We start from the raw sequence: 25,881 nt of genomic DNA on the forward strand, positions 1-25,881 counted from the left end.
GAATAACAATGAAAAAACTTATAACAGCACTCGGGGTTGCATTGAGCTTAGGCATAAACGCATCTGCTATTGCAAAAGATAGCGTAAAAGTTGGCTTTGTATATGTAAGCCCCATAGGTGAGGCCGGTTGGACTTATACACATGACTCTAGCCGCCATTACCTAGAAGAAAAGTTTGGCGACAAAATAGAAACTACTTTTGTCGAAAGCGTACCAGAAGGGGCCGATGCAGAGCGTGTTATTACGCAACTGGCTAAAAGCGGGCACGATTTAATATTTACCACGTCGTTTGGCTACATGAACCCAACACTTAAAGTGGCTAAACGATTTCCTAATGTAAAGTTTGAGCATGCCACAGGCTATAAACGCGCAAAAAACGTAAGCACTTACTTTGATCGCATTTACGAAGGACGCTACCTAACAGGTGTTATTGCAGGGCACATGAGTAAAACCGACAGTATTGGTTATATTGCTGCGTTTCCTATTCCGGAGGTAATACGCGGTATAAATGCATTTACGCTTGGTTTGCGCTCAGTAAAGCCTAATGCAAAAGTAAAAGTAGTGTGGGTTAATAGCTGGTTTGATCCGGGTAAAGAGCGCGAAGCTGCCGATAGCCTAATAGATCAAGGCGTTGATATTATTACCCAACATACTGATTCGCCTGCACCACTGCAAGCAGCGCAAGCCGCTGGTATTTACGCTATTGGCTACCACTCAGATATGAGCGGATACGGTAAAAAAGCACATTTAACGGCAGCGGTTCATCACTGGGATGAATTTTATGCAGATCGCGTACAGCAAGTACTTGACGATAAATGGCAATCGCAAGATATATGGAAAGGGATAGGCTCAGGGATGACTCGCTTAGCGCCGCTAAGTAAAGACATTCCAAGTGATGTAGTAAGTGAAGTAAATGCTATTTCAGAGAAAATTGGTAAAGGTGAATTTCATCCATTTACTGGCCCTATAAAAAATCAGCAAGGTGAGCTGGTTACAAAAGCTGGGCAGACTATTGATGATAAAACCTTACTCGGCATGGACTTTTACGTTGAAGGCGTAGAAGGGCAGCTTAAATAAACGCAGACGTATTTGAATTAAAATAGGGCAGGGCGTTAATACCTTGCCCAAGTTTAAGCGCTAAAAGGATATTGACCATGTCAAACCAAGAAGCTATTTCAGAAGACATAATTTACGCGGTAGATGATAAACCAGGGCTAACTGAATCATTTTTTGCTGCACTACAGCACGTACTCGCAAGCTTTGTAGGCATTATTACACCCACACTTATTATTGGTGGGGTGCTTGGCCTAGCAGCTGAAATACCATATTTAATTAGTATGGCGTTGTTTGTATCGGGTGTTGGTACGTTTATACAAGCGCGCAGAGTAGGGCCTGTTGGTTCTGGACTTATATGTGTGCAAGGCACCAGTTTTGCTTTTTTAGGCACTATTTTGGCCACAGGCTTTACTGTTAAAGCTACGGGTGGCAATAACGATGAAGTGCTCGCTACTATTTTTGCTGTGTGTTTTTTAGCGGCCTTTGTAGAGATATTTATTAGTTTTTTTATAGAAAAACTCGGCAAAGTAATTAAGCCTGTTGTTACCGGCGTGGTTATTACCACTATAGGCGTCTACCTTATAAAAGTGGGTATGACCGACATAGGCGGCGGCCAGTGGCTATTAACTAATAAGCCTGACGAGTTTGCCTCACCAAGTAACCTAATTGTTGGTTTTTCGGTTGTTGCTTTAGTGGTGCTGCTTAATGCAAGTAAAAATCAATGGGTAAGGCTAACAGCCGTGGTTGTAGCCATGATAGTAGGTTGGATACTGGCCGTTATATTAGGAATAGCCAAATTTGAAGTCGGCGAGTTTGATTTAATCGCCATGCCAATACCGTTTAAGTACGGTTTTAGTGTAGATTTTGGTGCGCTTATAGCCTTTGGCTTTTTATACCTTATTACTGCAATTGAATCGACAGGCGATATTACTGCCAATTGTGCTGTTTCTAAGTTACCTGTTAGAGGGCCTACTTACTTAGCACGCATACGCGGTGGTATTCTAGGTGATGGCGTTAACTCGATGATTGCGGCCTTATTTAACACTTTTCCAAATACTACTTTTAGTCAAAACAACGGGGTTATTCAGCTAACAGGTGTTGCCAGCAGGTACATAGGCCTGTGGATCGGCGGTATTTTAATCATTCTTGGTTTGTTTCCTGTGATTGGCGCTGTATTACAAAATATACCTAAACCTGTTTTGGGCGGTGCAACGCTTGTAATGTTTGGCACCGTAGCAGCCGCTGGGGTCAAAATACTCGCCAGCGAAAAAATAAATCGCAGAAGTTTACTTATTATTGCGGTGAGTTTGGGGCTCGGGCTAGGTGTTAGTTTTGTACCGGAGTTGTTTGCAAACGCACCTAAGTTAGTTACTGCCATATTTGGTAGTGCAGTGACGGTGTCGGGTATCACCGCAATAATAATGACGTTGGTACTACCAGAAAATTACTCAGCAAGTACGGATCATCTTAACTAAACTAATAAAAATCATAAAAGGGATTAACAATGAAAATCAAAACAATAAAAAAATTAGCATTAGTAACTGCAATTGCAATGTGCTCTACAGGTGTATCGGCTAAAGAGCTTTGGTCTGATTTTAGTATTACCGCAATGACAGGAGCCGACTACCTAGAGCCGTTTTCAGGTACTGAAGATGATAGAAGTGTTGTTACTATAGAGCATGCATCGGGACATACATGGGGCAGTACGTTCTTCTTTATGGATAGACTAAGTAATCCCGATGAAGTGTACGGTGAGCTAAACATAAACCCTACTCTTTACAAGCCACAAAATAGCTTTGTTAAAGAGGTGTTTTTAGGCCTACAAACAGAGTATGGCTCGGGAGATACGGATCAAAATAACTATTTATTAGGGGGCGGTGTATCACTTGATGTACCTGGCTTTCAATATTTTAATGTGGCTTATTATCGTCGTTTTCAAGATGATATAGGTATTCAACGTGAAGATAATAACCAAATAACAGTCACGTGGGGCTATAACAAAGGTAACTTTAGATACGATGGCTTTTTAGATATTGTAGATAGCACCGACACAATGTTTGGTAAAAGTGAAGGTGGCTTTAACTTTACCTCGCAGATTAAATACAATATTGCCCCTATGCTCGGCTTAGATACCACTCGTCTTGATGTGGGTATTGAGTATGTTTATTGGAAAAATAAATTTGGTGTAGATGGGCAAACCGAACATAATCCAAACTTACTAGTTAAATGGCATTTTTAACAGCAAATTGAATGGTATTTAATTAATAATTAAAGGCTACTTTTTAGTAGCTTTTTTATTTGATAATCTTAAATAATTGAATAGCTTAAATTAATTGTGTTAAATTACTTTTTAATAACACTATATGGATTTTTTGCATGGACTCTGAAATTGATTTTTCTACCTACACTTTAGATGAGCTTTACTCATCAGCGAGAGCTATAGATCGCGAAGCCTACCCAGATCGAGCAAAAGAAATAGACGACTTAATTGAAACGCGAGAAGCACAGAACCCATCTGAAAATATTGTATCAAAAGTAGCAGGAGAAAAAGCAACGCGCTCAGATAGGCTAGTGGCTGCTATTGTTGATGGCGTTTTAGGTGTTGCTTGTTTTATACCTGTATTCATACTCGTAGGGTTTGATAATTTAAGCCAACCAACACTTACTTTATCTGCAGGTTTGCTAGGTTATGGCATATTAAGCACGTTAGTGCTTCATGGTTACCTTATGTACCAACGCGGACAAACAATTGGTAAATCTTTAATGTCTATCCGTATTGAAAATTTAGATGGTACACAAGCAAGCTTTACTACAATTTACTTTAAACGCATGCTTTGTATGCAACTATTATCACTTGTCCCTTCGGTAGGTCAGTTTATAGCTGGTTTTGTTAATCCATTATTTATATTTGGAAAAGATAAACGATGTTTACATGATCATTTAGCGGGAACAAAAGTGAGTTATGTAGATTAATCAGGATATTAATTATGGCAGCTTTGCCCGGATTTAAGTTTGATTAGCAAAAGTTAAAAAATGGCGTATTTCACTAAATTGGTAATATAATTAAAAAACCTTACCGATTTTTTTGACTAGTAACCAAGGATGATTATGAAAAACAACACACAATTAATTTTAGCACTAGCGGCCTCTTTAATTTGTTACTCAACATATATTGTATTGATAGATAAACCTTTTAGTTTGCAAGCGCTTAACCTGTTTTTATTTCCCGTTATTTTATATTTTGTGTTTATTCGTTCGCGTAATGTTGAGCAAAGCCCGTTAAAGGCTGTACGCGTTGAGGGGCAAATATTATACGTTTATAAGCAAGTGTTTAATATTAACGATATTAACAAAGTTGTCATCGACAAAACTAAGAGGCACGGTGTATTTGCACTACCGTATAATCAAGTTGATGGTAAAACAACTGAGTTTATTTTTAATAAAGATGCGTTTGAATCTTTAAAATCCTACCTTTTACAAAACATTCCAAATGTAAAAATTATTGAATAAAGTAAAGAAGTAACAATGAATTTAAAGAGCGTATATTATTCATTGGTTTTCTTACCGCGGCGAAAATCAATGAGGTGATAAATGAGAATATTTAGGAAAACAAACGAGTTTGATAAACTGTCGAGGCGTTACGCATGTATTAAATGTGGTACTTGGGTGAGCATAAAAGCCCAAAACTGTATGCAGTGCCAGCATAGTTTTACCAATAATGATAAAAGCTCAATGGAAACACTCTATAATCAAAATAAAGAACAAAATTGGCAACATGCAATATTGCCTATTATTTTTGTAATATTGGTAATAGCTTTATTGTTCCTTTAATTTTTGCTTAAAATTTAAAAGTGCTCGACTGCAACTCTGTAACAAAATCCCTCTGTACTTTAACGTGTAAAAACTACCCATAATTAAAATAATTACTCTTGTTAATCCTTCACTAAATATCACATAGCTAACGTTTTTTAATAAATTAAATAAGCTTATAAATTTCAGTCACTTAAATTGTTGGTTTATTTATATTTACTCAGTTTTTTGGCACGTAAGTTGATACAACTCCTAATAAACTTTAAAAAGGAATTACCATGACTGCTGAATACTTTATGGTACTAGGGTTACTCGGTGTTGCATTTTTTGCTGTTGCAGGGGCATTGCTTGGGTATGAAAAAAACATTAGTGGCTTTGGCGTCGTAGTGGTTGCAACCGTTACAGCATTAGGGGGCGGTACCCTCAGAGATATACTTTTAAACAAACCGGTATTTTGGATTGCAACTCCAGAGTATTTATATTCGACCTATGGGGCCGTTATAGCAACAATTGCATTTATTCGATATTTACCGCGCGTTAATAATTACTACTTTTTATTGGTAGACGCTGTTGGTATGGCGTTATTTAATATTATGGGGATAGAAAAAGCACTCATTAATGGCTCTGGTATGGTGGTCGCAATTACCATGGGCATTACTACAGGTATATTTGGTGGTTTAATACGCGACGTAATTTGCCGTGAGGTGCCAACTGTTATGCGCAGCGAACCTTACGCCTCTGCGTGTTTAGCGGGTGGTGCAGTTTATGCTGCTTTATTTAGCCTTAATGTAGATTACATTTGGTGTATTTTAGGCTCATTTTTCACGACTATTTTTTTAAGATTAGGTTCTTTGCATTGGGGTTGGCATTTAACTATTTTCAGAAAAAAAGACTTCAGAGATCAAAGCGACTAATTTTAGTTACGAGTAGCTCGCGTTTGCATGTGGTACTCGTAATTATCCTCATCCGTTATAGTAAAACCCAGCCGTTTATAAAGTCCTAATGCTGGGTTGTTTTTAAGCACAGTGAGTTTAATGGGTTTTGACTGCGCATTTGTAATTACTTGTTCAATAACCGCTTTCCCATACCCTTTATTTTGATGCAATGGATGTATTTGTAATTGCATTATTTCAACGTGTTGAGCGTGCGTTTGGTATTTTAAAGTACCAATTGGTACCTCATTTATAACTATAAGATGGGAGCAGTCATATTGGTCATCAAGCCTTAAAACATGCTGTTGATCTGTTATACCAATCCGCAATAATACTTAATCATTTTGCGGGGCTAAACGTGTCGCTACCTGCGTTAAAAAATGCTCATTTAGAACAACTAAATAGCGAATTTTTTGCCTAGCTATCAACACGTTTTTCCAGCCTCAAAATAGATCACTTAATTAAGCGAATTGGTATTAAAAATAACCCGGCACTTTCTAAGTGTTCAATCATAGTTAGTTTTCTGAGGCTTAATAAGTAGTCTCGGTCTGAATATGCTGCCTTTATAAATTTAAAAACCATAGTGCTCCCTTGCAACAGCCTCAATGTTTATATTTGTAGAACGAACTAAAATAAGTGCGCAGTATTAAATGTGCAAGCCAAACTAACAAAGGCAAGACTACCAATACCCAAGTGCTTTCCACCAAAGCCCGCCAATAATTCCCCATACACTTAAATTAATAACGCTCATTATAAGGCCCATTACCCACCAGTCTTTTAACGATACATAGCCTGAGCCAAACACTATGGGTGATGTGCCTGTTGCGTAATGCGTTAACGACATCATCAGTGATGAAGCGCCAGCTAACAGTAAACCTAAAAATAAAGGCGGAGCGCCAAGCGCTAAACCTGCGGCGTAAAATGCGGCAAACATAGCAGTAATATGTGCTGTAGTACTCGCAAAAAAGTAATGAGCGTAAAAATATACAGCTACCAATATAATGGCCGATACAATCCAGTCAAAGCCCAGTTGCGCAATATTGCTCTCAACAAGTGTTGAAAACCACGTTACCAAACCTAGTTTATTTAAAAAAGTGGCCATCATTACTAATGCTGAAAACCAAACAACGGTATCCCACGCAGACTTTTCTTTAAGTACATCGTCCCAGCTTAATACACCAGTGACTAATAAAACCGACAAGCCTAAAAAAGCCACTGCGGTAGTATTAACCGCGTAGTCAGCCCCTAAAATCATTGCAGGTACGCCGGCCCATAAAACAAGCAACATAGCAAAAACACCCACCATTATTTTTTCGCCATAACTCATTGGGCCCATTTCAGTTAATTTAGATTCTGCGTAGGTTTTAGCGTCGGGCGTACTTTTAACTTCAGGTGGGTAAATGGCATAAACAACCAAAGGCACAAGGGCAATACATAGCAAACCAGGAACAAGCGCTGCCAGCGCCCATGTACTCCAAGTAATACTGATATTTGCACCGGTAGCATCAGCAATCAGCTTTACAATTAGCGGGTTTGGCGCAGTCGCTGTAATAAACATAGCTGATGTAATAGGGTTTATATGGTAGCTCACTAAAGCAAGGTAGTGCCCAATTTTACGAGAGCTGCCTTCCTCAGGAGACGAGCCAAAACTTGTTGCTATCGACTTCATTATTGGGTGAATAATAGCGCCGCCTCGCGCGGTATTACTTGGCGTTACAGGTGCTATAACAAGTTCAGAAAGTGCGAGTGCATAGCCAATACCAACTGTTTTTTTACCAAAAAGAGAAATAAAATTATAGCCAATACGATTTCCCAGACCAGTTTTAGCTAAACCCCGAGAAATAATAATAGCAATACCAATCAACCAAATTAATGAATTAGAAAAGCCACTTAATGCATCTTTAATAGCGCCAGATGGGCTGTCATTAGTTACGCCGGTTGACGCAACAGAAGTAATAGCTAAAATAGCAATGGCGCCGATAGGCATTGCTTTACCAATAATCGCAACTACAGTACCAATAAATAAAGCGAGCAAATGCCATGCGTTTTCGGTAACACCTTGCGGAGGCGGTACAGCAAACCAAAGTAGTAAAACAATGGCTATAGAAATCAGTCCAGAGGTAACTCGAATATCAGTACCCTTCATTAAAAAATGTCCCTAAGTTTTAGAAATGCATGCATTCTGTGTATTGAAAAGGCGACGTTATTCTACTTCATTTAATAATAAAAAAGATGACGCACATCATATGAATATTAGACTTATTTAATTTTATTAATAAAGAGGAAATAAACTATAAACTAAAGTGATTGATTACATTACCCGATAAGAGCTTACAGTGTGCTTAATTAACTCTGATTTTTAAGAGTTAGCTTGAATTGTTTTATAGGTTCGTAAGGTCTTTATAAACCTCAACGAATACTTGGAAATACAATGAACTTAAAACTAACCAATAACGTGATTACTTTTTTATTAACGACTAGCTTTTTGCTACTTGGCTTGTCGTTTGCGTTAGGATCAAACCCTAATACGTTAACGGCTACGTTTAGTTTTTATGGCGTTGACTCGCTAATGTCTGTACCTGCATTAGGTTTAATTAGTGGCTCCTTTATGATTGCCTTAGCGTTTGCCACCGTGCTCGCTCGCCTTAAACTAATGAAACCTACGCCAGCACTTTTACTTGCAGCAATTATAAGTTTAGTTGCATTACTTACCTTGTTTGCCAGTAACCGTTGGATGGCTCAACTTGGCGGCTTTCCAATCATTGGTAGCGGGCAGGGCATAATTAAATACTTTGCTGTAGTGCCTTTGTATTTGTTTTTGTTTTATAAAGACAAACTTACCGACAAACAACACGTACTTTTAAACTTTATACCGGTTGCTATGGTTTTATTGTGGATTGGCGGCATGAAGTTTTATGAATTTGAAGCAAAAGGCATTGTAAGTTTAGTAGAAACCTCACCGTTTATGTCGTGGTTATACACGGTATTTAGCGTACAAGGCGCGTCTAACGTAATTGGCGGGTTTGATGTATTATTTGCTGTGTTATTGGGCTTAGGGCTATTTTTAAATAATAAAAAGCTAATTATTGTAAGTGGCTTAGCGTGTTTAAGCGTATTTATGATGACCCAAACATTCTTAATTACCGCCACCGGTGCATTTAGCTCTTCCACTTTATTGGATCGTTTAGGGCAATTTGTAATTAAAGATTTGTGGTATATAGCCAACCTTGTTGTTATTGCTTTTTTAATGGTTTTTAAACCGACTAAATAAAGAGGACGTTATGATCAGTTGCAACCAATACGACTACATCGAAATTGCTTGTATGCACCATTTAAGCATTGAGCTTATATTAAAAAATGGCGATGGTGTATGCGGGATAGCAACTGATACAAAGCGCAATGCAAATAAAGACGAATGCATAGTTGTTAACGTAAATAACGAGCTGCAACTCATTGTGCTAACCACAATCAGCGTACTTAAAGCGCGTGAGAAAAACCCATACTTTGACCATGTGAACTTTGATGTAAAGTAAACACTTTACTCATTCGTTTTTATAATAAATATCTCAGCGAGTCTGTATCAATCAATATGTTTATGGCTCGCTTATCTAACCAATGCTTTAGCTAATTACGTGCTAAATACATAAAGCCAAAATTTTCCTATTACTTTCTTTTATTCTTTACTCGAGTTTTTCCACCGAACAAGTCTAAACGCCAACTATTAAGTGTATAAAAATGCTAAACCAGTATAAGTAAGCCTCAATAAGCCTTAGCTAGCCCTTAGTATCCGTCCGTTTGTTAATTATTGTTGTAAAGGTAACTACATAAATAAAGCTCTATTTTTATTTTGTCCAATAACATTATTAAACACCGTTTTGGTGAAAAATTACAAAGGGTTTTTTGTAACATATTTAATTACTTGTTTACATTGAAGTTGTTTAGTGGAATTATTGAACACTGTAATATACGCCGTTTTGGGGTGCTATAAATCCCCAAAGTGGTGTTCAATAAGCTGTTAGGTGTTTAAGGATAAGCATGAAAAAGTATCTACCTTTAATCATATTAATAATCTCTGGTTGTGTTGGAATGAAAACTTATAAAGGTGTCATAGTCCAATATAGCGATGTAAGCAAAAATTCTGATGGGACGTATTCAATTGAGGTTTTTGGTCATACCGATCTTAATGAAACAGATATGGTCGAATTGGTAGAGCTCAAAGGAAAAGAGTTATGCAAATCTAGTGATATATACGTTAAAAAATATAAAATGGGTACTTATGGCTCGCATAGTCAGTTTGGTTCTGTCTACCCACCAAAGATTAATGCAACAATTGACTGTAGTGTAAACAATGCGTAACAAGCTGTTAAACAAGGACAAAAATAGTTGGTTTTGTTCCTTTGTCGCTAATTTAACCAACTATTTCTTGCCTGTTAACAGGCTCGTTATATAACTACGTGAGGAGAGATGATGAACAAGGAAACTATAGGGAAATACGTCGCAGTTTTGGGATTATTGCTTTTCTGGGCACCACTTTGGGGAATTATTGATTCGTATTTAATTATGTCCTCTTCATTTCAAGAGATAACGCTGTTTGGAAATAATGAACCTAAAATATCACAAGAAGAAATGTCATCAACAGCTTTGTCTACAGTAACAGGGTTCATCTTATTTTTAGTTGCGCTTTGCTTTTTAACATTTTCCGTTGTGGGCTTAAACTATCGAACTGAGTGGCTTTTTTGGGCACTAATAATATATTCAACATTGTTACTCTTCATGTTCCCTGTTGGTACAGTGTTAGGAGTAACTGTGCTGGCAGCGCTAGTTTTGAACAGGAAAAAATTTGGACTTGACGGTGACGTTACATAATAAAACCATTAACCGGATTTGTGCAAGAGCGCCACAAATCGGTTATGGCAGGCGTTAGCTTTCTAAGAAGGTTTCGAGTTGAGAACAATATTTAGCTTTATTTTAGCCTCTTTAATTGTTGCATTTTTAGCGCCAATGGCAATTGAAATGAAATTTACTATTATGCCTTTTGGTATATTTATTTGGACGTTAATAGTTGTTCTAATTTTGGTTCCAGTAACAGCATTTCCCATTTATAAATTTATCACTAAAAGCTGTGGTTATTCGCTAAATACAGTGCTCAAATCTTCAGTTATATCTACTTGCTTAGTTTCTTTCTTTTTTGTTTTCCCTTCAGGTTTAGATAGCTCAATCATTAATGGTAAGGTATTGGTCGAAAATGGTTCAATTACGTTAATAGGTTATGGATATAGCTTTTTACAATTGTTTTTATTTTCTATAGTAGGTCTTGTTGCTGGTATTGTATTTTACGTTTCAAAAATAGAGTTAAACAAAAGCTAAAGAGTTAGGATGAAATTCATTCTAATCTTTACATAAATAATAAATTAAAGCAGCGGGTTAAGTGAGTTTTATAAAAATGAATCACGCAAAAAGCTGAGCTACAATGAAAGAAAGAGTAAAAAGCCAACCACACTAAACTTTCCCGTAATACCTTCCAAAACGTCAATTAAAACAACACCTAGTCCTCTTTTTATATTCCACGTGAAATACAGTAATCGATTGAACCAAAATAGGAACTCAGCTATGGTTTATTTATCAATAAAAAATTAAAAAACGAGTTAATCTACAGGCTTGTTATATTTCACGGAGGATTTAGGTTGTCATTTCCAACTTTAGAGACAAATCGCTTAAGGTTAGATCAATTATCAAAAGAAGATTCAAATAGTTTGTTTGAGTTGTTCTCGGACAATTCAGTTGTAGAATATTATGATTTAGAGGCGTTTACTGAACTGTCACAAGCCAGCCATTTAATTGAGTTTTTTAACGCTCGTTTTAAAGAAAACTCAGGTATTCGTTGGGCTATTCGCCTAAAAGAAACAGATCAACTTATAGGTACTTGCGGCTTTAATACTTGGAGTCCTAAAATGAAAAATGCTGTTATTGGATATGATTTACTGCCTAAATATTGGGGTAAGGGTTTTTCCACTGAAGCAGTTCATCGAATAGTTAAAGCCGCATTTTCAGGTGACTTATCTTGCGGTAAACTTAATCGTATTCAAGGCGATACTGTTCTTGGAAACTCTGCATCTGAGTCACTCCTTTTAAAAGTTGGGTTCAAAGAGGAAGGTATAAGGCGTCAAAGTGGTTACTGGAAAAATCAGTTTCACGATCTTAAATGCTTTGGGTTAATTCAGTCCGAGTACTCTGAAATACGCCAAGTTAGGACAATAACAAACAGTTAGCACACTAAATTTCCAGTAATACCTTCCAAAACGTCAATTAAAACAACAGCTAAGAATTTTTTATATTCCACGTGAAATACAGTAACGATTGAACCAAAATAGGAACTCAGCTATGGTTTATTTATCAAAAAAATAAAAAACGAGTTAATCTACAGGCTCGTCAAGATTAAAGAAACTAATTAATTGAATCTGGCTGTTAGAGCTATTCTACAGCCTCGTTGTATTGCTAAAGGATTATCGTGAAATATTCTAGGATTGTACTCTTTTCAGTAGGCTTGTATTTATTGCTAATTGCTTTATCAACAATAGCAACAAAGATTGTTGGCTTTGATGAGATGACTCAAAGTACATCATACATTTTTACTCATTACGTCCTCGGATTTTTAACCTCTTTAATCGTGTATTGTTACTTAAGCTATAAGCAAACATTGAGTCCCTATAAGCAAGCCTTTTTAGTTGCGGCGGTTTATTGGTTTATTGATCTAAGTGTCGGTGCCTTACTATACATTTTGTTAAAAATACCAATGGAGCTTTTGATATATTTAATTTCAGCTTTGCTGCATGTTATTGCTGTTTTATTAGGGACATTACTTGGTATTCAATTACGTAGTGAGAAAATTAATCGTAATAAAAAATTGTTAAGCATAACTTAAGCTGCTGGCTTTGCTTTCTCACTCTAACCTTAACCAACAATCTTGCAGCCTATTTATTTGGCATAAGTAAAAAGGAATTTAAATTTGCTATTCGATTGGTTTAGCTCTGAAAAGCCAAATGTTTATTTGGGATCGTTAGTTGTAGCTAATAACAGCCATTTTTCTAAGGTTGAGTCGTTTTTTTATATAACGGGCGATTCACTACAAGATCATATGCACAAGAAGCTTGAGGATATTTTTTGTCTTCACAGCATCTCATCTATTAAAGAGCCTAAAAAGTCAGATATTGGTTTAGATGTTGTTATAGTTACTTTGCATGGTGGTGATGCATTCACTATAGATTTTGATACAGCTATTATTCCGCTATTTTGGCGACCAAAAGTTAAGTTAGTATCGCGCTTGTATAATATTAAACACAATAAGACGATTAAAACGTTCAGCGTTTCTAAATCTGTTACGTGGCGCGAATTCATAGCTAAAAAATTTAGCTTAAGAGGCTTTTTTCGTTGGGGTCCTTTGTATCATAACGAAGACATGGAAATACTGTTGTATAAAGCATGCTACGAGTTATTAAATAAAATGCGAAAGGCTATTTAACCAGTAGCCAATAAGAATAATTAAGATAAGGTAAAAATACATTTTGCTCTTGGTGAACATTATTACAAACAAAATTACTAATCATAAAAGGATTGAAGAATGAAAAAATTTATATACGCAGCTGCAGCTATTTTATTGCCTACCATTCTTGGGGTTTTATTTGGTGGCATTATAAGCGAGAAAAGTGGTTTTTTAGAAAGCTTTAAAGCATACGGTTTTATTTGCTTACCTATAGCTGCTGTAACCTATTTTGCAGGTTTACGTGCAAACCAAGGTAAAGCTAAATATGAAGTTAGCAATAAATTAACCAAGAACAAAAAGTAGTTCGCTTTGCTGCCACAATGCTTATTTTTACAAATATATTTTGCCTATTTAAGGCAGCACTAGATATAAAAATACAAGGATACATAATTGAATTATTTAAATTGGTTACAAAAAACATACCCAGAGCTAAATGAGATATCAAATGAAACTATTAACTCTCATATCGACAAAGCAAAGTCTGATACAGAGCTTTTTAGGGAATTCATTAAAGTACTAGGTAGCTTATTTTTTATTATCCCGTTCAACTTATACCTTTATATTTCGGGTATTCAGGCATCTAACAGCTCTTTATATTGGTTGTTGGTTGTGGCTTCAATTGCTGTTGGTGGTTTTATCGGGCTTTATTGCGAGCAAAAGGTAATTAAAAAACGTCTTAAAAAAATAATACAGTTAAAGGCGTTTTAAATGACTAATGATGAAGGGCAGTTAGGATGACCTTATTCTAACTGTTGCGGAAATTGTCAATTATAGAGTGGTAAACAACTTGGCTTTATTAAGCTTGATTCCTTTTAAAATAAAAAGCGGAATATTACGGTCAATAAAGGCATGAGTAAATTTATCTTAAGTTGATAGGAACTCAGCTATGTTTTGTTTATCAATAAAAAATAAAAAACGAGTTGTTCTACAGGCTCGTTAGTAGTTTAAGGAAATTCGACATGCAATTAATGGATTCGGTAATATTATTTTGTTTTATCATTAGTGCAATCTCTCTTTACTTTAGTTTTGGTTCAAAGTTTTACGATCCTGAAAAGGTTTTAATTGATATGGGCGAACAGGTGTTTATTTCGCACTTGCCCAAAGCTAGGTTACATAAAAAATATGGTAAAACTATTCCTAAATCTTTTGTTACCAAAATTCAATTAGCTGGAAATTATGTAACTTTATTCAATCATAGCGGTAATGCAATAGATATTTGGTCGCCTAAAGATAAATTAGCTAAACCCATATTTGAGCAAGCAAAAAGTATTTTTAAAAATGCAGAAGCGGTTGAAATAAACTGTTAATAAGCGGTTTAAGCAAAGCGACTACTAACTGTTTGCTTAGTTCTCTTTACTACACATTACGACAAGTTATCATCAGCCCCTTATGTAGGCATCGAGATTGTAGAATTTTTTTTAAGAAAACAGCCTGTTTTATTAGGGTTAATTGCTGGAGCTCGTTTTTAATTGAATTTGGCTATTGGAGTTATGCTTCAGTCTTGTTAAGCAACCAAGGATAGTTCAGTGTTAAAATGACCTACTAAGCATTTTATTACAGTATTGATTGCAAGTTCCCTTTCCACAATCCCCCCTAAAAAATTAACTAAGAGTTAAATAACAATACTTTAGTAAACGCTAGTTCATATTACGTCACGTAATATCCATACAGAACTTTAAGTTAAACATACGTTCGTGCAGCGTTCCCATTTTTATTTGACTCAATTTATTGGATATTCTTTTTATGAAATTAAAGTTATTTATCGCAATTATTTTTAGCACTTCGATGTCGTCTTACGCGACAGAAGCAGTAGATAAAACGCAGTTTTCATTCGAAGACTTAAAAGCGCTGGCAAAAGCCTCAGCCAAAAAGCCCTATACAGAAACCAAGGTGCCAGCGCCGGAGTTAATCGATAAAATTACGTATGACGAACACTGGAAAATACGCTTTAAAGAAGATGAAACCTTATACCCAAGTGGAAAAAAGGCGCCCGTACAATTATTTTACCCTGGGCGATATTTTCCTGAGCCTGTAAGTATTTACATCAGAGACGATAAAAATCAGGTTCAAAATGTACCTTTTAGTAATGATTTTTTTGATATGCCTGATGACAGCCCAGCTCACGATCTCCCTGAGGGGTTTGGATTTGCAGGCTTTAGAATAATGCGCCCAGATATGAAACCAGATTGGATATCTTTTTTAGGCGCGTCTTATTTTCGTACCGACGGGCCAGAGGGGCAATATGGACTGTCGGCTCGAGGTATTGCAATTAATACGGGTATGAATCAGCCAGAAGAATTTCCGCGCTTTTCTGCATTTTGGATTGGCCCCGCAGAGAAAAAAGGTGAAAGTGTGTCTGTTTGGGCATTGCTTGAAGGGCCTTCTATCACTGGTGCTTATCGATTTGGTTTAAGCAAAGATAACAAAGAAGCTAAAGGCCATATTACCTCTGTAACGGCAAATTTGTATATGCGCGCCGATGTTGAACGCTTAGGCGTAGCACCGTTAACCAGTATGTATTGGTACTCACAAAAAGATAAAACAGAAGCTAAAGATTGGCGCCCAGAAATTCACGACAGCGATGGCCTAGCGATTCACACAGGAACGGGTCAATACGTTTGGCGCCCATTAAATAATCCTCAGTCGGTGTCGACCAATAGCTTTATTGATGAGAACCCAAAAGGGTTTGGTTTAATCCAAAGAGATCGTGACTTTAATAACTACCAAGACGACGGCGTATTTTACAATAAGCGTTCATCAGCGTGGATAAAACCTACTGACGATTGGGGCAAAGGCGCAGTACAGTTAATCGAAATTCCTACAAAAGATGAAACGTTCGACAATATTGTTGCCTATTGGGTGCCTGAAAAAGAGGCGCGCAAAGGTGATGAGTTTACCTTTTCTTATGATATTGAATGGCGTCCACTCGATCCAAAATCAAAAACGCTTGCAAGCGTTGTAAATACTCGCCAAGGCTTAGGGGGAATTCCCGGCCAGCCTATTCCTGAAGGCGTTAACAAGATGGTGATTGATTTTGAAGGTCCAGTATTTAAAGGCTTAGATAACAAAAGTGGTATAAAGCCGATTGTTGAAGCCAGCAACGGTGAAATACTAGAACCTATTGGGGTTTATCCGGTAGTTGGTACAAACCAATGGCGATTAGCGTTTGACTACAAACAAGCTAACAACAATCCGGTGAACATACGCGCGTATTTAGTTGATAAAAATGATGAAGCTATAACTGAAACATGGGTAAGTGATGCAAAGGTAACGATTAAATAAGCATTAAAGTAAAACGGGTGGCTATATTTTGATTTTCTGTCAATTATAGCCACCATAATGTCTTTTAAAACGCCAATCAAAACACCATTAAAACTCCCTTTTATATCCCACGTAAAATACAGTAATCGATTGAATCAAAATATGAACTCGGCTATGGTTTGTTTATCAATAAAAATAAAAAAACGAGTTAACCTGCAGCTTGTTAGCTGTTTCGAGGGATTGTATGTTTTTTTTGAGTAAATTATTTTGTTGGGAGCGAGGCCGACAAAAATCAGGCTACGATAAAATGTTGATTTGTGGTGCTACGTGGCCAATTAAATTTGATACATATTTGCTTAAATTCCCACAAGGAAGTGAAATAGCACCACACACAGACAAAGTTGAATCTGGTAAACACTATCGATTGAATATAGTGCTTAAAAAAGCAGATTTAGGTGGTGAGTTTATTTGCAGTGATCCGATATTTGAAACAAAGCGGGTTAAGCTATTCCGCCCTGATGTAAGTGAGCATCAGGTATCAAAAGTTATAAAAGGTAATAGATATTTACTCAGCATTGGGTGGATAAAAGGGAGCTCTAAATGCTAGATTTAAGACCTAATTGTGAATGTTGTGATAAGAATCTACCTGCACAGTCCACAGAGGCTTTTATTTGTTCATTTGAATGCACATTTTGTTCTGGCTGTGCTCAAACGGTGTTAAATAACGTGTGCCCAAACTGCTCAGGTAATTTGGTTCAGCGGCCAATTCGCCCTTTGGCTGCACTAAAAAATTACCCAGCATCGACTAAGCGGGTGTTAAAAGAAAGTGCTTTTGCGCCAAACACATAAGAACACAAAGTATAATAATTACATTTCTGGGTATGGAGATCTGATGAGAAAATCCTTTGAATTTACTATTAAGTCAATCAAAGTTAAAATAATTAACACTTGGTTTAGTGGTGCTAAATTATATGTGAATGGTGACTTACGAGATACTGACAAAACTTTGTTAGCTATTAGGAATAATACTTTACTATCTGCAAATTTAGGTGAGTTGGGTGTTCTAGAAATCAAGCCATTATCGGGTTTAATTACCGTCGAAATGGATGCATATTTGGTTAATGGTACAAACATTCAACATGTATATAGCTCACATAAACGCCTTAGCCTAAAAGAGCAAAGGGCAGCCCGATAAAGCTACTTTAAATAACGTATATTCCTGCATTTACCTGCCTTCAGTAATAACCTCCAAATGACTTTGAGGAGGTTTAAGCCCCTAAGCATACCAAGTTAATATACTTGGTTTACTCGATTACCTTAAATCACTCACACTCTTTCACATAAAGTAAAAGCGCGCTGTACATTACACTTAGTGCCTTTGTTACATCGCTGTCGATAACCGCTTCTGCTGGGTGATGGCTTATACCGCCAGGGCTGCGTATAAACAACATGCCAACGGGGCAAATTGGAGCGATTGCCATTGCATCGTGCCCTGCGCCTGAGGCAAGTGAAGGCGATGCTTGGTTATTGAGTTTACATGCGCTTGAAAACAAATGCTGAATAGTGGTGTCGCACGCTACGGCATCGGCGGCATGCGTCCATTGCCAATCAAGCGTTAAATTGCGTTTGCTTGCTATAGATTGTGCGCTGCTTTGTATGGCGCTTAGTAAGTTAGCGAGATCGGTGTCGCTTTGTGCGCGTGCGTCTAGGCTAATGGTCGTTTTACCTGCAATCACGTTTGTAGCCCCAGGGCGAGACTGTATTTTCCCTACGGTGGCAACTTCGCCATTTTTAGCATTACTTGCTAGTTTTTCAATTTCGGTTACTAATTCAGCGCAGCCTGCTAACGAATCCTGCCTCAAGTTCATTGGCGTTGTACCCGCATGACCGCTTTGGCCTGTTAGGGTAAGCATGGCGCGCTTTGCTCCTGCGATTGCAGTTACAACTCCTAACGCCTGATTAACCGATTCGAGTACAGGACCTTGTTCAATATGAGTTTCCCAGTAACCTAGTAATTCGTTTTTGTTTAGTGCGGCCTTTGCATAGTCGTTGGGGTTTAAACCAAAGTCCAGCATGGCTTGGCGCATAGTTATGCCGTTTGTGTCTTCAATGTTTAGCCACTGTGGGTCAAATTCGTTAGCGAGGGCTTTTGAGCCAATTAAAGTGGTGGCAAAGCGGGTGCCTTCTTCATCGCAAAAGCCCACTACATCTAAATGAAAGGGCAGGTCGAGTTTTAACTTATGTGCAAGCGCTGCAATTTCTATCCCCAGTAGTACACCTAAAATACCATCAAACGCACCTGCGTTTGGTACTGTGTCGAGGTGCGATCCTATAATTAAACGTTTAGCATGTGGGTTTGATGATTTTAGTCGCCCCCAAAGATTGCCCACTTCGTCTTGCCACGATTGCATGCCTGCCTCAACCATCCACGATGCAGTAACAGCATTACACTCTTTGTGCTCTTTTGATAAGTACACGCGGTGAATACCGCCTTGCATTTGCGATAATGCGCTGAGGGTTTTACAGCGAGATAAAGCGCGTTTTGCGTATTCATCAGCAAGTTCTTTGTCTAATAAAGGGCTGTGTTGTGGGCTTACAATCGTCATGCTAAATCCTTTTTTTATTTATAGTGAGCAAGGGCGGCAATGGCGGCTTCGCCTTTAGGGCCTTTGTAACCGTTGGCATGTAAGCAAGCGTCTAAGCTTGCAAGTGTTTGTAATACAGCATCTTTGCGGGCATTGTAGCCCATAGTGCCAATACGCCAAATTTTGCCATGCAGCGGGCCAAACGAGGTGCCAATTTCTATTCCAAAATCGGTTAGCATTTGTCCGCGTACGTGATCGGCATTAATGCCCTCGGGTATATACACACCCAGTACGTTGTTCATTTTATGTGTTAAATCACCAAATACATTTAAGCCGAGCGCTTGAATGCCTGTTAGCATGGCATCGCCATGTAATTTGTGGCGCGCTACGCAGTTATCCACGCCTTCTTCAATGACTATGCGGGCGCATTCTGAGGCGCAGTACAGCATGCTGGTGGCTTCGGTATGATGGTTGAGGCGCTCCTCTCCCCAGTAATTCATGATCATGCCTAAATCAAAATAGTTTGAGCGTACAAAGGGTTCTGTGCCGTCGGTATGGTCGGCCGTGCGAATACCTGCTTCTACCTTTTTACGTTTTTGGATCCACTCGGCGCATTTGTCGCTAAGCGTTAATGGCGCAGACCCAGAAGGTCCGCCTAAACACTTTTGCAGACCAACAGAAAGTGCATCGAGTTTCCATTCATCGGCAGGAAGTTCGTTACCCACAATAGATGCGGTGGCATCGCAGTAAAATAGTACATCGTGCTTTTGGCAAATATCGCCAATATGCTCAAGAGGTTGGTTCATGGTGGTGGATGTATCGCCTTGTACCATAGCAAGTACATGGGGTTTTACATCAACAATGGCTTTTTCGATTTGCTCTGGCGTAAACACTTCGCCCCACGGTACTTCTATTGTGTGCACCTTTGCGCCAACACGTTCTGCTATTTCAGCAAGTAGGTGGCCAAAGCGCCCCATAATTGGTACTAGTACTTTATCGCCTGGGCGTAAAATTGAGCATAATACGGCTTCAATCCCTGCGCGCGATGTGCCATCTATTAGCATGGTCCATTCGTTTTTAGTTTTAAAAATTTCGCGGTAACGCGCCATGGTTTCGTTCATAAAACCGGTCATTACTGGGTCGTATTGGCCTATAAGCTGCGCCGACATAGCACGTAAAACACGAGGGTCGGCATTAATAGGGCCTGGTCCCATTAATAAACGCTGTGGTGGGTTTAAGGTTTGAACTTGCGTGTTATTAAACATATTTTAGGCTCCCAGAGTCTGAATGAGCATGCGAATACCGGTTATCATTAAGACAACGGCAAAAGCGCGTTTTAGTTGTTTTTGGTCCAGCTTGCTACCAATTTTTACGCCAATAGGTGCAAATAAAATAGTCAGCGGAATAATAAGAAAAAAGGCCGGGAGGTTAACCAACCCCCACGTACCTAGGGGAGCATCGGTTGGCGTTGTGCCAATACTTAATAAGGTAATAACACCTGGTAGCGCAATTAATAAACCAAAAACGGCCGCAGTTCCTACTGCAACATGGGCGCGTACATTAAATGCGTTTAGCATAGGTACGCCAATAGTACCGCCACCTATGCCAATCATTACCGACAAACCACCTACAATACTTGCCATAACGCCTTGACCAAATTTACCTGGCAGTTGTTTTACAAGCGCGGGTGCGCCGGCTCTAAATAACATGTTAAGGCTTACCAAAATGGCAATGCAGGCAAACATGAGAACTAATGCGTTACCGCGAACGGTATGAGCAATAATACTACCGACTACCGCCATAACTAATATAAACGGTGCCCAGTATTTTATTAGCGCAAGGTCAATATTTCCTTTGCTATGATGCGAGCGAATAGATGAAAGCGAAGTAGGTACTATGGTTGCAAGTGATGTGGCGGTGGCTATCATCATTGCCGACTCTGGGCTTACGCCAAAACCTTGCAGTAAAAAATACAGCACAGGGACGATAACAATACCGCCGCCTACACCAAAAAGTCCTGCTAAAATACCGGCAAAAATACCGGTTGCTATTAAGGCTACTATAATTGGCCATTGATTTATTATTTCTGACATTGTGTTCCTGCTGTAGTTACTGTTGCACGTCCATCTGAACGAGGATCTGTTGCAGCTTCAAGGCGTGTAGGTGTATCTAAAATAGCCCCAGCGTGCCCCATCATTTCGTTATTATTATCAACGCTTACCCAATCGTGGTCACGTTGATTTAATTCATGTTCTATATGAAAAACTAACTCTTTTTCAATTTTTAAATTTGTACTTGTATCGCCCCATGTACGTCCAAGTAACCAACGAGGGTCGCTAATCGCTTGTTTTATTGATTTATTTCGCCATGCGTAGCCTGCAAAAACAGCGGCTTGGGTTTGTGGTTGCCCTTCACCGCCCATTGTTCCGTAAGCAAGTCGACGACCATCGCTAAACTTTGCCAGTGCTGGGTTAAGTGTATGAGCGGGCTTTTTATTTGGAGCAAGGGCGTTGGTATCTTGATTGTTTAAACTAAAGCTTAAACCACGGTTATTCCACACAAAGCCGCCTTCACTCATTAATATTCCGCTGCCAAATTCCCAGTAAATACTTTGGATAAAGCTGACTAATTGCCCGTTTATATCTCTGGCTGCCATCCATACAGTATCGCCAGGCTCTGCGTTAAATGGCCATTTTTTGGCTTTACTCATATCAATATTATTAGCAAGTTCGCTTAAGCGATTATCGGTTAGTGCGTTTTTATAATCGTCTCCTAATGCTTCAGGGTCAGCCCAAAGGGTAGGGCGATGGGTAAAGCTTTGTTTAGTTGCCTCAACAATTAAATGTGTCCAGTCGGCATCGGTTTTAGCTAAATGCTTTAACTTATTTACGGCACCAATTATTTGTAGTGAATGCACGCCTTGTGTTGGCGCGGGTAAGTTGTAGCAATTAATACCACTGAGGTTTGCATTTAGCGCAGTAACTACCTCGGCTTTAGTATTTGCAATGTCACCTGCGGTAATTGAGCTGCCTGCTTTTGCTAAGTCGGCGGCAAATGAGTTGGCAAGTGCGCCTTCATAAAATGCGTTTAAACCATGCTTTGCTAGGTATTCAAACGTTGCTGCAAGTTTAGGGTTTTTAAAATGTTGACCTGCTTGCAAGGGCTTGCCATTGGGTATGTAGAGGCTTTTAAACGCCTCATTGGTATTGTTAGCAGTGGCTAGTTTTTCGCAGCCTGCTTGCAAGCTTTTTGTAACTGTAAAGCCCTCGCGCGCAAGCTCAATAGCGGGTGCTAAAATTTGTGACAGTGGTAGTGCCGCATGCTCATCTAGTTCAAGCGCTTTTTGCCAGCCGCGTATTGTGCCCGCTTGAGTCAGTGCGCTTAATCCGCCGCGCTCTGGTATTTGCGTGAGCGTGTTATAGGGCGTTGTATTAGTTGCTGCGCGGCCGCAGGCGTCAATAGCGGTAGGCGTTTTTTGGTTTGGGTTATCGATAAGCCAAAAGCTGTCGCCACCAATTGAGTTCATATGTGGATATACGACGCTAATCGCAGCAGCAGCCGCTACCATAGCCTCGGTAGCTGTACCGCCTTGTTTTAGTATATTTATACCCGCCTCTGTTGCCGAAAAATGAGACGCGGTAAATGCAATGTTGTGTGTGGTCATGCCGATGTGTCCTGTTTAAAGTGTGCAGCTAGGGGCTTAACGCAAGCAAGTAGGCTTTTATCGTTACCGTGGCTCATCATTAATGAAAAACCATACGGATGATCATTTGCTAAATCAGCCAGTGGTAAATGCACTTGCGCTGAGCCACTAAGCCCTGCAATTGCCGAAAGCGTAATAATTTGCATGCGTAAGGCGCTTGTGTCGGCGCCTAATTTAGGTGCGGTTGTGGGGGTGGTTGGCAAAAATAAACAGCTGTTTGTATTTAGGTTTTTAGCTATTAGTGTTTGCCATTGGGTTTGCACTTTTAGTGCTTCTTGTTCTTCTTGATCAGTTAGGGCAAGCGCCATATTAAAACGTGCCGCAATTGCTGGAGCAAACTGGGGAAGTTGCCCCTGCAATTGAAGCCAATCTTTATGCGTTTTTGCGATTGCTCGCCCTTGCAGTACTCTAAAACTATCAGCAAGTTCATTTAATAAGTTGCTGTTAGGTAGTTCAAATTCTTTATGGTGCTTAAAATTAGGCTTGGTTTTTTCAAGCAATTGTTTAAGTGGGGCTTGTAAAGCAGAGTCAACGAGTTCAAATAACGGCTCGCAAATAACTAAGGTATCAACGTTATTAATAGCTTGATTTGGTAGCAGTACATTACCTACATCGCTTAATAGCTCAGCGCTTTGGGTAAACCAACCTATGGTATCAAAAGGGGGAGCCAACGGTATTAGGCCGTCTTTTTCAATCACGTTATGGCTTGGCCTTATGCCATATAAACCACAATAGCTGGCGGGTATTCTAATTGAGCCGCCGGTGTCGGTGCCTAAGCCAATATCAGCTAAGTTTGCAGCAACTGCAGCAGCAGACCCCATACTCGAACCACCGCAAGCATGCCCTTTTAATTTAGGATTTTGCGCAGCGCCATAATGTATATTATTACCCTCTAAGCTATAAGCTAGCTCGTCAGTATGGGTAAAGCCTATAAAGTTACAACCAGCGGTCATGAGCTTATTAACCGAGCTTGCCGTATTTTGAGCCGGTTTAGCTGTTTTAAACCAGTGTGGGTTGCCTGCGCTGTTACGCTCGCCCTTTACTGCAAATACATCTTTTACAGCTAAGCGATTGTTTGCAAGCACTCCAGAGTGGTTTGTTTGCCACAGGGTAGGACCGTGATTGCAAAATATACCTTTGTTGTTTTTTTTATCACTCATTTGCAGCTCATTATCATAAAACTGACCAAGTACTTACTTATTAAGTTAAGAGTGATTAAAAAGCGGGCTGGTTATTATTATTATGAATACCAATTTTATTAAAAACATGATCATTTTATCGGATTAAATAGCGCACTCACTGCGTCATTTTCTTCGCGTTATAATAGATCACTAATTTAATGTAATTGGTATAACTCCGCTTTTTAATCGGTAGTTTTGATTTTATAGTGCTTAGACTAAGCAAGAGGAATGCCATAAATTAAAATCCTGTCCAACTGGTCAGGTTTTGTTGGGTTATATGAGATTTGTAAATGTGGGCTATAGAAATAGTGAGATTAAAATGAGCTAAAACAAACCAATTTGGTGCGCAGATGCACCAAGTTGGTCTTTATTTATATGGTTTTGAGTGCTAAATAAGGGGCGTTTTACTGATGATTAAACCGTTAATATCGGCGTAAACCCAATCGTTAGGTTCTATGGTGGTGCTAAGCATGGTAATAGCTTGGTTTTTATCACCAAAGCCGCGCTTTAAGGTACTACGTGGTGTAGAGCCTAGCGCCATTACAGGTAAGTTCATCGTGGCAAGTATTTCTATATCTCGGCAACAGCCATTTATTATTACGCCTTCCCAGCCATTACTTAAGGCACGCTCAGCCATAATATCGCCTATAAACGCAAAGCGTTTGCTCGCAAACCCGTTTATAACCAATACTTTACCTTCACCATTTTCATGTAATATATCGGCGGCAAAAGAGTTGTCTTCTGGGCAGGTAACGGTAACTACTTTGCCATAAAACGTGGTTTTTTTACCAAAGTGATAAAGGCCGCTGTCTGCTACTTGTACGTTATCGCGATGATCGTCAAATAAATCGGGTGTAGTAAAGGATGTCATGGGTTAAGTCTCACTTTGCTCAGGTATTTTAAGACCAATACCTTTTAAAATTATGTGGGCAATTGATTGCGTAATTTGTGCCACATCGGTTTCGTCGTACTCTAATTTGTTCATTACGAGTAAAACCTCAGCCTGAAAGTCGGCGTAATATTGTGTGGTAGACCAAATAGTAAAGAGCAAATGGTAGGGGTCAACCTTATCCATTTTATCTGCGTCCATCCATGCTTGAAGTACATCAACCTTTTGTTTAACCCAAGGGCGGGTATTGGTTCTAAAGTAGTTTTGTAAATAGGGTGCACCGCGCAGTATTTCACTAGCAAATAAGCGAGATTGCATTGGCTGATTTACGGCCAGTATTACTTTGCTTTTAATATAGTTATAAAGCACGGTAGCTGGATCGTCGTTAATTGTGACGTTATCAAGCCCTAAGTTCCAATTAGCTATTATGCGGTCAATCACAGATTCGTACAGACCATCCTTACTTTTAAAGTAATACAAAATATTAGCTTTTGGCACCTGCGCTTCTTTAGCAACCATGCTCATACTTGCTCCGTCGTAACCTAATTGCGAAAACAATTGCTCGGCGGCATCTAAAATTAGTTTTTGGTTTTTCTCGCGTGTCACTTCTTTTTTATTTGGTTTTATTTGTGTGGTCATTATTGAGTTTGCGTGTTTAACGTATTGATTGATTGTAGCTTTACTGACCAAAAGGTCAATTACTAAAAAGGGTGAATGCTAAAAACAAACGAGAGGTTTAAGCTATTAACTTTAGGGTCTGTTGAACTTTGCGGATTAAAATTTGTTCAAACTAGGGGCTATTTAATCGCGGCGCGAGATTTGTAACCTAGTGGGCTAAGTAAAAACCGAGCAACAAAGAGTAAGTAGCCCCTAGGAAGAACCCTTTGGGCAGCGCCTGTTTGGCATTAATGCTACGTTATCGCCC

Annotated in this window: 30 protein-coding genes; 21 read left to right on the plus strand and 9 right to left on the minus strand. The window is 38.9% G+C overall.

From position 1 onward, the window contains the following. Positions 1–8: 8 nt before the first annotated feature. The 6 genes from I6E69_RS02240 (at position 9) to I6E69_RS02265 (ending at position 5,779) form a co-directional block, all read left to right on the plus strand. Positions 9–1,076: a BMP family ABC transporter substrate-binding protein gene (locus tag I6E69_RS02240; protein WP_197120538.1), complete on the plus strand. Its 1,068-nt coding sequence runs from the start codon at positions 9–11 to the stop codon at positions 1,074–1,076. Between the two features lie 77 nt (positions 1,077–1,153). Then, complete coding sequence (locus I6E69_RS02245) at positions 1,154–2,530, plus strand: uracil-xanthine permease family protein (RefSeq protein WP_004334596.1); 1,377 nt, start codon at positions 1,154–1,156, stop codon at positions 2,528–2,530. Between the two features lie 29 nt (positions 2,531–2,559). Beyond that, positions 2,560–3,294, plus strand: a complete 735-nt coding sequence (locus I6E69_RS02250; protein WP_197120539.1) for a DUF5020 family protein — start codon at positions 2,560–2,562, stop codon at positions 3,292–3,294. A 137-nt stretch (positions 3,295–3,431) separates the two neighbouring features. Further along, the gene (locus I6E69_RS02255; protein ID WP_197120540.1) at positions 3,432–4,028 is read left to right on the plus strand and encodes an RDD family protein; all 597 of its coding nucleotides are present in this window, start codon (positions 3,432–3,434) and stop codon (positions 4,026–4,028) included. A gap of 135 nt (positions 4,029–4,163) precedes the next feature. Beyond that, entirely contained in the window at positions 4,164–4,565 is a 402-nt protein-coding gene (locus I6E69_RS02260) for a hypothetical protein (protein ID WP_024595034.1), read from the plus strand. A gap of 578 nt (positions 4,566–5,143) precedes the next feature. Further along, positions 5,144–5,779: a trimeric intracellular cation channel family protein gene (locus I6E69_RS02265; protein ID WP_004334621.1), complete on the plus strand. Its 636-nt coding sequence runs from the start codon at positions 5,144–5,146 to the stop codon at positions 5,777–5,779. Between the two features lie 2 nt (positions 5,780–5,781). On the opposite strand, the gene I6E69_RS02270 is transcribed toward I6E69_RS02265, so the two are convergent. Next, positions 5,782–6,126 carry an N-acetyltransferase gene (locus I6E69_RS02270; RefSeq protein ID WP_197120541.1) on the minus strand — a complete coding sequence of 115 codons (345 nt, stop codon included), beginning with the start codon at positions 6,124–6,126 and terminating at the stop codon, positions 5,782–5,784. 350 nt (positions 6,127–6,476) lie between these two features. Further along, a complete protein-coding gene (locus tag I6E69_RS02275; RefSeq protein ID WP_197120542.1) occupies positions 6,477–7,943 on the minus strand; it encodes a DASS family sodium-coupled anion symporter in 1,467 nt (488 codons plus the stop codon). Between the two features lie 285 nt (positions 7,944–8,228). On the opposite strand from I6E69_RS02275, the gene I6E69_RS02280 reads away from it, so the two are divergent. The 15 genes from I6E69_RS02280 (at position 8,229) to I6E69_RS02350 (ending at position 17,793) form a co-directional block, all read left to right on the plus strand. Then, complete coding sequence (locus tag I6E69_RS02280; RefSeq protein ID WP_197120543.1) at positions 8,229–9,068, plus strand: DUF417 family protein; 840 nt, start codon at positions 8,229–8,231, stop codon at positions 9,066–9,068. A 10-nt stretch (positions 9,069–9,078) separates the two neighbouring features. Continuing rightward, positions 9,079–9,330, plus strand: a complete 252-nt coding sequence (locus I6E69_RS02285) for a Rho-binding antiterminator (RefSeq protein WP_197120544.1) — start codon at positions 9,079–9,081, stop codon at positions 9,328–9,330. Positions 9,331–9,832: 502 nt separating this feature from the next. Beyond that, positions 9,833–10,153, plus strand: a complete 321-nt coding sequence (locus tag I6E69_RS02290) for a hypothetical protein (RefSeq protein ID WP_197120545.1) — start codon at positions 9,833–9,835, stop codon at positions 10,151–10,153. Positions 10,154–10,264: 111 nt separating this feature from the next. Next, entirely contained in the window at positions 10,265–10,663 is a 399-nt protein-coding gene (locus I6E69_RS02295) for a hypothetical protein (RefSeq protein WP_197120546.1), read from the plus strand. 78 nt (positions 10,664–10,741) lie between these two features. Next, positions 10,742–11,164 carry a hypothetical protein gene (locus I6E69_RS02300; protein WP_197120547.1) on the plus strand — a complete coding sequence of 141 codons (423 nt, stop codon included), beginning with the start codon at positions 10,742–10,744 and terminating at the stop codon, positions 11,162–11,164. A gap of 317 nt (positions 11,165–11,481) precedes the next feature. Beyond that, positions 11,482–12,066, plus strand: a complete 585-nt coding sequence (locus I6E69_RS02305) for a GNAT family N-acetyltransferase (protein WP_197120548.1) — start codon at positions 11,482–11,484, stop codon at positions 12,064–12,066. Positions 12,067–12,305: 239 nt separating this feature from the next. After that, on the plus strand, positions 12,306–12,719 hold the full coding sequence (locus I6E69_RS02310) for a hypothetical protein (RefSeq protein WP_331459121.1): 414 nt from the start codon (positions 12,306–12,308) through the stop codon (positions 12,717–12,719). 84 nt (positions 12,720–12,803) lie between these two features. Further along, positions 12,804–13,316: a hypothetical protein gene (locus I6E69_RS02315; RefSeq protein ID WP_197120549.1), complete on the plus strand. Its 513-nt coding sequence runs from the start codon at positions 12,804–12,806 to the stop codon at positions 13,314–13,316. A 99-nt stretch (positions 13,317–13,415) separates the two neighbouring features. Next, positions 13,416–13,640: a hypothetical protein gene (locus tag I6E69_RS02320; protein ID WP_007584351.1), complete on the plus strand. Its 225-nt coding sequence runs from the start codon at positions 13,416–13,418 to the stop codon at positions 13,638–13,640. 87 nt (positions 13,641–13,727) lie between these two features. Continuing rightward, the gene (locus I6E69_RS02325; protein ID WP_010553581.1) at positions 13,728–14,045 is read left to right on the plus strand and encodes a hypothetical protein; all 318 of its coding nucleotides are present in this window, start codon (positions 13,728–13,730) and stop codon (positions 14,043–14,045) included. A 251-nt stretch (positions 14,046–14,296) separates the two neighbouring features. Then, entirely contained in the window at positions 14,297–14,644 is a 348-nt protein-coding gene (locus I6E69_RS02330) for a hypothetical protein (RefSeq protein ID WP_197120550.1), read from the plus strand. 436 nt (positions 14,645–15,080) lie between these two features. Further along, positions 15,081–16,619 carry a glucan biosynthesis protein gene (locus I6E69_RS02335; protein WP_197120551.1) on the plus strand — a complete coding sequence of 513 codons (1,539 nt, stop codon included), beginning with the start codon at positions 15,081–15,083 and terminating at the stop codon, positions 16,617–16,619. Between the two features lie 223 nt (positions 16,620–16,842). Next, the gene (locus tag I6E69_RS02340) at positions 16,843–17,205 is read left to right on the plus strand and encodes a 2OG-Fe(II) oxygenase (RefSeq protein WP_101216351.1); all 363 of its coding nucleotides are present in this window, start codon (positions 16,843–16,845) and stop codon (positions 17,203–17,205) included. Beyond that, positions 17,199–17,447 carry a DUF1272 domain-containing protein gene (locus I6E69_RS02345; protein WP_197120552.1) on the plus strand — a complete coding sequence of 83 codons (249 nt, stop codon included), beginning with the start codon at positions 17,199–17,201 and terminating at the stop codon, positions 17,445–17,447. Before I6E69_RS02340 ends, I6E69_RS02345 begins: the two co-directional genes overlap by 7 nt. Before the next feature lie 43 nt (positions 17,448–17,490). Beyond that, positions 17,491–17,793 (plus strand): hypothetical protein, encoded by a 303-nt coding sequence (locus I6E69_RS02350; protein WP_004334655.1) that lies wholly within the window; start codon positions 17,491–17,493, stop codon positions 17,791–17,793. 127 nt (positions 17,794–17,920) lie between these two features. On the opposite strand, the gene I6E69_RS02355 is transcribed toward I6E69_RS02350, so the two are convergent. The 7 genes from I6E69_RS02355 to I6E69_RS02385 all read right to left on the minus strand — a co-directional run bounded on the left by I6E69_RS02355 (position 17,921) and on the right by I6E69_RS02385 (position 25,595). Then, a complete protein-coding gene (locus tag I6E69_RS02355; protein ID WP_197120553.1) occupies positions 17,921–19,204 on the minus strand; it encodes an allantoate amidohydrolase in 1,284 nt (427 codons plus the stop codon). Between the two features lie 14 nt (positions 19,205–19,218). Beyond that, a complete protein-coding gene (locus tag I6E69_RS02360; RefSeq protein ID WP_004334657.1) occupies positions 19,219–20,448 on the minus strand; it encodes an alanine--glyoxylate aminotransferase family protein in 1,230 nt (409 codons plus the stop codon). A gap of 3 nt (positions 20,449–20,451) precedes the next feature. Continuing rightward, positions 20,452–21,276 (minus strand): sulfite exporter TauE/SafE family protein, encoded by an 825-nt coding sequence (locus tag I6E69_RS02365; RefSeq protein WP_197120554.1) that lies wholly within the window; start codon positions 21,274–21,276, stop codon positions 20,452–20,454. Then, positions 21,264–22,847: a gamma-glutamyltransferase family protein gene (locus I6E69_RS02370; RefSeq protein WP_197120555.1), complete on the minus strand. Its 1,584-nt coding sequence runs from the start codon at positions 22,845–22,847 to the stop codon at positions 21,264–21,266. The genes I6E69_RS02365 and I6E69_RS02370 overlap by 13 nt, the downstream gene beginning before the upstream one ends. Then, positions 22,844–24,046 (minus strand): amidase family protein, encoded by a 1,203-nt coding sequence (locus tag I6E69_RS02375; protein ID WP_197120556.1) that lies wholly within the window; start codon positions 24,044–24,046, stop codon positions 22,844–22,846. The genes I6E69_RS02370 and I6E69_RS02375 overlap by 4 nt, the downstream gene beginning before the upstream one ends. 409 nt (positions 24,047–24,455) lie before the next feature. Further along, entirely contained in the window at positions 24,456–24,938 is a 483-nt protein-coding gene (locus I6E69_RS02380; RefSeq protein ID WP_039488377.1) for a putative 4-hydroxy-4-methyl-2-oxoglutarate aldolase, read from the minus strand. Between the two features lie 3 nt (positions 24,939–24,941). After that, the gene (locus I6E69_RS02385) at positions 24,942–25,595 is read right to left on the minus strand and encodes a TetR/AcrR family transcriptional regulator (protein WP_004334664.1); all 654 of its coding nucleotides are present in this window, start codon (positions 25,593–25,595) and stop codon (positions 24,942–24,944) included. Positions 25,596–25,881: the final 286 nt, after the last annotated feature.

Origin of the sequence: Pseudoalteromonas sp. NZS100 (assembly GCF_015864815.1) — a bacterium.
GTDB lineage: Bacteria > Pseudomonadota > Gammaproteobacteria > Enterobacterales > Alteromonadaceae > Pseudoalteromonas > Pseudoalteromonas distincta.